This window comes from Gordonia sp. UBA7599, assembly GCA_002477755.1.
GTDB lineage: Bacteria > Actinomycetota > Actinomycetes > Mycobacteriales > Mycobacteriaceae > Gordonia.
Genome location: DLKD01000010.1, coordinates 20,103 through 27,199, shown reverse-complemented (window position 1 = coordinate 27,199; position 7,097 = coordinate 20,103). Strand labels below are relative to the sequence as shown.

The window sequence follows — 7,097 nt, the reverse complement described above, 5'->3', positions numbered from 1 at the left end:
AGGCCGAAGCCGGTCACGTCGGTGGCGGCGCGGGCCCCGGCGCCGAGCGCAGCGGCGGAGGCGCCCCGGTTGAGTGCGGTCATTGAGGCGATTGCCTGCGGAAAGTTCTCACCGGTGCTCTTGTGCCGATTGTTGAGCAATCCGACACCGATCGGCTTGGTCAGGGTGAGAGGCAGCCCGGCCCGCGCTGCATCGTTGCGCAGCAACCGGTCAGGGTCAGCGATGCCGGTCACCGCCATGCCGTATTTCGGCTCCGGGTCGTCGATGGTGTGGCCGCCGATCACCGGACAGCCGGCCTCCGCTCCGACATCGAGACCGCCGCGGAGCACCTCGGTCATCATCTCCATCGGCAGTACTCCGCGCGGCCAGCCGACCAGATTGATTGCGACGACCGGCCGGCCGCCCATCGCGTAGATATCCGACAATGCGTTGGCGGCAGCAATCCGGCCCCAGTCGTAGGGCGAGTCGACGACCGGGGTGAAGAAGTCGGCGGTCGAGAGCACCGCGAGGCCGTCAGCGACCCGGACCGCAGCGGCGTCGTCGCCGTCGTCCAGGCCGACTAGAACGTCGGGGTCCGCGGGTCCGATGAGGTCTCGGATCGCATCCTCCAGTTCCCCGGCGGGAATCTTGCACGCACAGCCTCCGCCGTGTGCGTAGGAGGTGAGGCGTTGGAGTTTGCCCGGTATCACAGTCACCTCCAGAGGATAGGCGGCTATCGTGGGCGGCGGAGGCGTCTGGATTCCTGGTGGGTCCCCTGGTCTTCAAAACCAGTGAGGCCGAGTATCTCGGTCTGGCGGGTTCGATTCCCGTCCGTCTCCGCCAGCTTTCCGGTCACAGGAGGGGTTCTGCGGTGGATGACGCTGTGCAGCAACAGGATTCACGGCGCCACATTCCCCGCACCGATGCGTTGCTCGCCTTACCCGAGGTGGCCCGCGCGCGCTCGCTGGTGGCCGGCCACGTGATCACGTCGGTGATCCGCTCGGCGCAGGAACGCGCGCGAACCGGGGAGATCTCGCCAGACGAGGTCGAGGCCATCGTCGTCGCCGAACTGGCGGCGGCAAGGACCTCCACTCAGACCCCGGTTCTCAACGCAACCGGAGTCGTCGTGCACACCAACCTGGGGCGCGCACCGCTCTCGCCGGTTGCGGTCGAGGCGCTGATCCTGGCAGCTGGCTACGTGGACGTCGAACTGGATCTGGACACCGGCACGCGCAGCAAACGTGGCCGGGGCACGCGAGCCGCGCTACTGGCGGCCTGTCCGGCCGCCGAAGAAGCACTCGCCGTCAACAACGGCGCCGCGGCGCTGGTGCTGGCGACCACGACCCTGGCGGCGGGCCGCGAGGTGGTCGTATCGCGCGGCGAGCTGATCGAGATCGGCGCGGGATTCCGCCTGCCGGACCTGATCGCCTCGACCGGGGCGCGGTTGCGCGAGGTCGGGACCACCAACCGCACGCACCTGCACGACTATGCCACCGCGATCGGCCCCGACACCGGCTGTGTGCTCAAGGTGCACCCCAGCAACTTCCGTGTCACCGGCTTCACCTCCAGCGTCTCGGTCCGCGAGTTGTCCGCATTGAGCGCAGAACGTGGCGTTCCCCTCGTCGTCGATCTCGGTAGCGGACTGCTCGCACCCGACCCGGTGCTGCCCGACGAGCCGGACGCCGCCACCACGCTGGCCGACGGCGCCGACGTGATCACCGCCAGCGGCGACAAACTGCTCGGCGGCCCGCAGGCCGGCATCGTGCTCGGCCGTGCCGAGACGGTGCTGTCGATGGCTCGCCATCCGCTGGCGCGCGCGGTCCGGATGGACAAACTGGCGCTGGCAGCACTGGAGGCAACGCTGTCCGGTCCACGGCCGCCGGTCACCGACTATCTACATGCCGACCCGGCGCGGCTGCGTGAACGCACCGAGGCGCTCGCAACGGCCGTCGGCGGAACGGTGGTAGATCACGACGGCCGGGTCGGTGGCGGCGGAGCACCGGGTGTTCCACTGCGCGCGTGTGCGGTGCGACTGCCCGAAGCGGCGGCTCGGCCACTGCGACTCGGCTCACCCGCCGTGCTGCCGCGAGTGCACGACGGTGCCACGCTGATTGATCTGCGGTGTGTGCCGGAGGCAGACGATCACTTCCTCCGCCAGGCCGTGCAGACTGCACTGCGCGGGCTCTGACCCGTGTACGTCGTTGCCACCGCCGGCCACGTCGATCACGGGAAGTCGACGCTGGTGAAAGCGCTGACCGGGATGGAACCGGATCGGTGGGAGGCGGAGCGTCGCCGCGGTCTGACGATCGATCTCGGTTTCGTGTGGACCACGCTGCCGTCCGGACGCGAGGTCGGCTTCGTGGATGTGCCCGGGCACGAAAGATTCGTGGGCAACATGCTCGCCGGACTCGGCCCTTCTCCCGTCGTCTGCTTCATGGTCGCAGCCGACGAGGGCTGGATGGCACAGTCGTCCGAGCACCGGGATGCGATTGCCGCGCTGGGGATCTCACACGGGTTGGTCGTGATCAGTCGCGCCGACCGGGCGGCTCCGGAACGGGTCGCGGAGGTGATTGCCCAGACCCGTCGTGAACTGTCGGATACAGGGCTGGCCGAGGCGCCGGTGGTCGTGGTGTCGGCTGTCGCGGGTACCGGGATGGTCGAGTTGGTAACGACCCTCGACGCGGTTCTGGGTGCTCTCCCAGCGCCGCGTGCCGACGGGCCGGTCCGACTCTGGGTAGATCGGGCCTTCACCATCACCGGCGCGGGCACAGTCCTCACTGGGACTCTGCCGGCGGGAACGCTGACGGCGGGCGACCGACTGGAACTGCTCGGCGGAACCCGGACTCGCGAGGTCACGGTGCGCGGTCTGCAGACTCACGGACGCGACTGCGACGTGGCCGGACCGGTCAGCCGTGTCGCCGTGAATGTCCGGGGTGTGAGTGCCGTCGATGTGCACCGCGGGGACGCGCTGGTGACACCGGGGACGGTCGTGCGTGTGTCGTTGATCGACGTGCGGAGAACGTCGGGCGGCGGTTCCGTTCCCGAATTGCTCACCGTGCATGCCGGGTCGGCGGCCGTTCCGGCGCGGTCACGCTCGTTCGACGATGACCACCATCGTCTGACGCTTGCCTCGCCGCTTCCGTTGCATGTCGGCGACCAGTTGGTGCTGCGCGATCCCGGGGCAGGCCGGATCGTCGGCGGCGCCCGGGTGCTCGACCTGGATCCGCCGCCCCTGCGCCGCCGCGGGGACGGCGTGCGGCGAGGCGAGGATCTGGCCTTTCGCGACGATGACTCGGCCGTGGGTCAGGAAGTGGCGCGCCGCGGCGCCGTCGAGCGCAGCCGGTTGGCGGGGTCGGGATTCGCCGTCGAAGCACTGCCCGACGGAGTCGAGGAGGTCGGCCGCTGGTGGGTGTCGCATCAGCAACTCGACGACTGGCAGGCCCGCCTGCGCGGCGCCGTGGTGGCATTGCACGAGCGCGACCCGCTCACGGCCGGGCTGAGTGACGGGGCGGCCCGGGATCTGCTGGCCCTTCCCGACGTGGCGCTGCTGCCCGCGGTGATCGCGGGCGCGGGAGTGCGGGCCGAGGGCGGCTGGCTGTTCCTGCCCGATCATCGTGGTGACATGGGCCCTGCCGAATCGGCGGTCTCCGAAGTGGAACGACGCTTGGCGGAGTCGCCGTTCGTCGCACCGACTGCGGAGGAACTCGCCGAACTGCATCTGGGCACAAAGGAACTCGCTGCCGCTCAACGTGCAGGTCGGCTACTCCACCTCGGCGACGGTGTCATGGTTCTCCCCCGAACCCCGGCGCTGGCGATGCGCGAACTCGCGCGATTGCCTCAGCCGTTCACCACCTCGCAAGCCCGGCAGGCGCTGGGCACATCGCGGCGGGTAGCGATCCCGCTGTTGGAACATCTCGATGCACGCGGCTGGACGAGGCGGATCGATTCCGGTCATCGTCAGATCGTGCGCTGAGCTGCCCCTCGAGGACCACTCATATGACCCGCCGCGATCGACGGGCCTCGGTAGGGTTGCAAGAGATGATCACCGCCGTAGCGTCGTGTGTCCTCTACGTCAGCGACCAAGACACCGCCCTCGAGTTCTATCGCGACACCCTTGGTTTCGACGTCGTCATGGACGCCGACATGGGTGAGGGTGGACGCTGGCTGGAAGTGAAGCCGACAGGAGCGCAGACATCGATTGTCTTGTCCGCGGCCGCGGCGTTCGGGCGAGAGCCCGGCGAAGGCGCTTTTCTGACCTTCGCCGCAGATGACGTCGACGCCACGGTGCTGCAGTTGCGTGCACGAGGAGCGACGACTTCCGACGTGACACGGGAACCGTGGGGCACCTTCGCGACAGTCGACGCCCCGGACGGGGACAAACTCCAGTTCAACGAGCGGCCGCAGAACCGCGGCTGACCTCGATCGCAAAGCGTCCCGCGAGCTTCTTCGTATGCCTAGACGTTGAACCGGAACTCGACGACGTCGCCGTCGTGCATGACGTAATCCTTGCCCTCCATACGGACCTTGCCGGCAGCCTTGGCGGCACTCATCGAGCCGTGCTCGTCGAGGTGCTCGAACGACACGACCTCGGCCTTGATGAAGCCCTTCTCGAAGTCGGTGTGGATGACCCCGGCGGCCTTGGGGGCGGTGTCGCCCTGATGAATCGTCCAGGCGCGCGACTCCTTGGGCCCGGCCGTCAGATACGTCTGCAGCCCCAGCGTGTGGAAACCCGCGCGCGCCAGCGACCGCAACCCCGGCTCGTCCTGACCGATGGAATCGAGCAGTTCCTGCGCGTCGTCCTCGTCGAGCTCGAGCAACTCGCTCTCGACCTTCGCGTCGAGGAACACCGCGTCGGCCGGCGCCACCTTGGCGCGCAGTTCCTGCTTGCGGGCGTCGTCGGTGAGAACCGCCTCGTCGGCGTTGAAGACGTAGAGGAACGGCTTGGCCGTCATCAGGTGCAGTTCCCGCACCGACGACAGCTCGAAGGAGTCCTTCTGTGAGAACAGCGTCTTGCCGTCGTTGAGGAGCTCCTGCGCCTTCTGCGCGGCGGCCAGCGTCGCGGCGAGGTCCTTGTTCTTGCGGGCGTCCTTCTCCAGGCGCGGGATCGCCTTCTCCAGCGTCTGCAGGTCGGCGAGGATCAGCTCGGTCTCGATGACCTCGATGTCGGCGAACGGATCCACCCGGCCGTCGACGTGCACGACGTCGTCGTCGGCGAAGACGCGCACCACCTGGCAGATGGCGTCGGCCTCGCGGATGTTGGCGAGGAATTGGTTGCCCATCCCCTCCCCCTCCGAGGCGCCCTTGACGATGCCGGCGATGTCGACGAACGACACCGTCGCAGGCAGGATGCGCTCGGATCCGAAGATCTCGGCGAGGCGCTCAAGGCGCTTGTCCGGCAGCTCGACGACTCCGATATTCGGCTCGATCGTGGCGAACGGGTAGTTCGCGGCGAGCACGTCGTTGCGCGTTAGCGCGTTGAACAGGGTGGACTTGCCGACGTTGGGCAGCCCGACGATTCCGAGGGTGAGACTCACGGGGGGTCAGTCTATCGGTGCGCTTGCCGGAACATTCCGGGCGGACCGGACGTTGACTGGATCAAGACAGCCACACATCTCACCGAGGAGACCCCCATGGCCTACAACGACGGCCCCTTCGGCATGGACCCCGACGACTTCGACCGCTTCGCGCGCGACGCCGGTGAAAGCCTGCGCGGCATGTTCGCCAAGTTCGTCGAGAACCAGGGCCCTGTATTCACCTCGGCATTCACGACCACCCGCGACGGCCGCCGCCCCCGCCCGGAGCCCGAAACCGCCGCCGACGCCGGGAACGGCGTCTGGGCGATCATCGCGCGCGACGGTGAGAACGCCCGCGTCGAGCAGGTCTTCCCCACTGAGATCGAGGCGCTGCGCGCCAACCAGCACAACACCGACGAGCATCGTCGGGTGCGTTTCCTGCCCTACGGGATCGCGATCAGCGCGCTCGAGGACTGAGCGAGGATGTTTGTGCCTAGATCTGCGACCACATACGGGTCGCTGATCTACGCGCTTCGGCGTTAGCTGCGCATCCGTGCGGCCAACTCCACCGAGGCCTCGATCTCGCGACGGCGGTTCGACACGCTCTCGACGTTGAAGCCGTGCGGCGTGCCGATGCGCTTGGCGAACTCGGTCAGCTCGGCGGCGGTGGCCAGGCACTGGTCGAAGGACACCGACAGCGGATCGTCGGCGTGGGCGAGGTCGTTGCGCAGCCACGGCGGGACGTCGACGCCGAGCCACTCGAGAAATTCGACGGTCTTCATCGACCCGCACACCGACAACGTGAAGATCACCGGAACGGGCGCCAGCCCCGCGTCGGCGCAGGCATAGAAGTAGTCCGACAGCATCGACTTGGCCGCCGATACGTCGTAGACGACCTGCGTGACGAAGAACGACACGCCGGCCTGCTGCTTGGCGACCATGCGGTGGTGCTCCGAACCCGTGCGCGAGTGGCGCTCGGGGATCGCGACACCGCCCAGCTGCAACGCCGGATTGACCTCGGCGCGCAGCTTCTGCGCGGCCGACAACTCCAGAGCGCGCTCTTTCACGCTCGACGACGCCCCGACGAAGACGCTCAGCACATCGGCAGCGTCCTGCTCCGACAGCCAGCGCTCCATCGACTCCTCGTCGTACTTGCCGACGCATCGATAGACGACGACGGGGCGACGCCAGCTCACGAGGTTCTCGGCGAGGAAGACCGCCGGGTCCATCGTCGGCAGGTACGGGAAGGGCCGCTCGGCGGGATTGCGGTCGCTCTCGTCGTCGATGTCGTAGAGGACCAGGCCGTCGACATCGAGGGCCTCCAGGCGGGCGAGAGTGACGTCGGCGATGCGCTGGGCGTCCTCCGGGGACGTCGAGGCCCGCGGCGGGGTCAGGCTGAAAAGCAGCACCCCGTCGTCGCGCTCGGCAATCCGCTGCGCCAGTCCCACCCGATCCCCTTTCGTCGCATAAGCCCCGACCATCCTATAGAACTCCCCACCGCTTCTAACCATGACAATGCTCGTTGCTTTACAATTTTGGCCGAATGTATAGACTCTCGACAGCAGATGTACTAATGTCTAGTGTCAGCAGTCACAGTCCGGCTTG

The 7,097-nt window shown here is 67.9% G+C and carries 7 protein-coding genes and 1 tRNA gene; 5 read left to right on the top strand and 3 right to left on the bottom strand.

All coding sequences use genetic code 11. The features are described 5' to 3' along the window. The coding region (selD, locus tag B4L26_RS00805; protein ID WP_290714655.1) for a selenide, water dikinase SelD at positions 1 to 695 on the bottom strand (695 nt) is incomplete at its 3' end. Between the two features lie 31 nt (positions 696 to 726). Here selD and B4L26_RS00800 point away from each other — a divergent pair. From B4L26_RS00800 to B4L26_RS00785, 4 genes are all read left to right on the top strand, one after another. Beyond that, positions 727 to 822: transfer RNA gene (locus tag B4L26_RS00800), tRNA-Sec, on the top strand. Positions 823 to 862: 40 nt separating this feature from the next. After that, positions 863 to 2,167, top strand: coding sequence for an L-seryl-tRNA(Sec) selenium transferase (gene selA, locus B4L26_RS00795; RefSeq protein WP_290714658.1), 1,305 nt, complete (start codon positions 863 to 865; stop codon positions 2,165 to 2,167). Between the two features lie 3 nt (positions 2,168 to 2,170). Next, on the top strand, positions 2,171 to 3,952 hold the full coding sequence (selB, locus tag B4L26_RS00790) for a selenocysteine-specific translation elongation factor (protein WP_290714652.1): 1,782 nt from the start codon (positions 2,171 to 2,173) through the stop codon (positions 3,950 to 3,952). 65 nt (positions 3,953 to 4,017) lie between these two features. After that, on the top strand, positions 4,018 to 4,395 hold the full coding sequence (locus tag B4L26_RS00785) for a VOC family protein (protein ID WP_290714649.1): 378 nt from the start codon (positions 4,018 to 4,020) through the stop codon (positions 4,393 to 4,395). 38 nt (positions 4,396 to 4,433) lie between these two features. Here B4L26_RS00785 and ychF read toward each other — a convergent pair whose 3' ends face one another. Continuing rightward, a complete protein-coding gene (gene ychF, locus B4L26_RS00780) occupies positions 4,434 to 5,513 on the bottom strand; it encodes a redox-regulated ATPase YchF (protein WP_290714646.1) in 1,080 nt (359 codons plus the stop codon). Between the two features lie 96 nt (positions 5,514 to 5,609). Here ychF and B4L26_RS00775 point away from each other — a divergent pair, with 96 nt between their 5' ends. Continuing rightward, on the top strand, positions 5,610 to 5,969 hold the full coding sequence (locus B4L26_RS00775; RefSeq protein WP_290714643.1) for a hypothetical protein: 360 nt from the start codon (positions 5,610 to 5,612) through the stop codon (positions 5,967 to 5,969). Positions 5,970 to 6,031: 62 nt separating this feature from the next. Here B4L26_RS00775 and B4L26_RS00770 read toward each other — a convergent pair whose 3' ends face one another. Next, positions 6,032 to 6,940 (bottom strand): methylenetetrahydrofolate reductase, encoded by a 909-nt coding sequence (locus B4L26_RS00770; RefSeq protein WP_290714640.1) that lies wholly within the window; start codon positions 6,938 to 6,940, stop codon positions 6,032 to 6,034. Positions 6,941 to 7,097 lie beyond the last annotated feature (157 nt).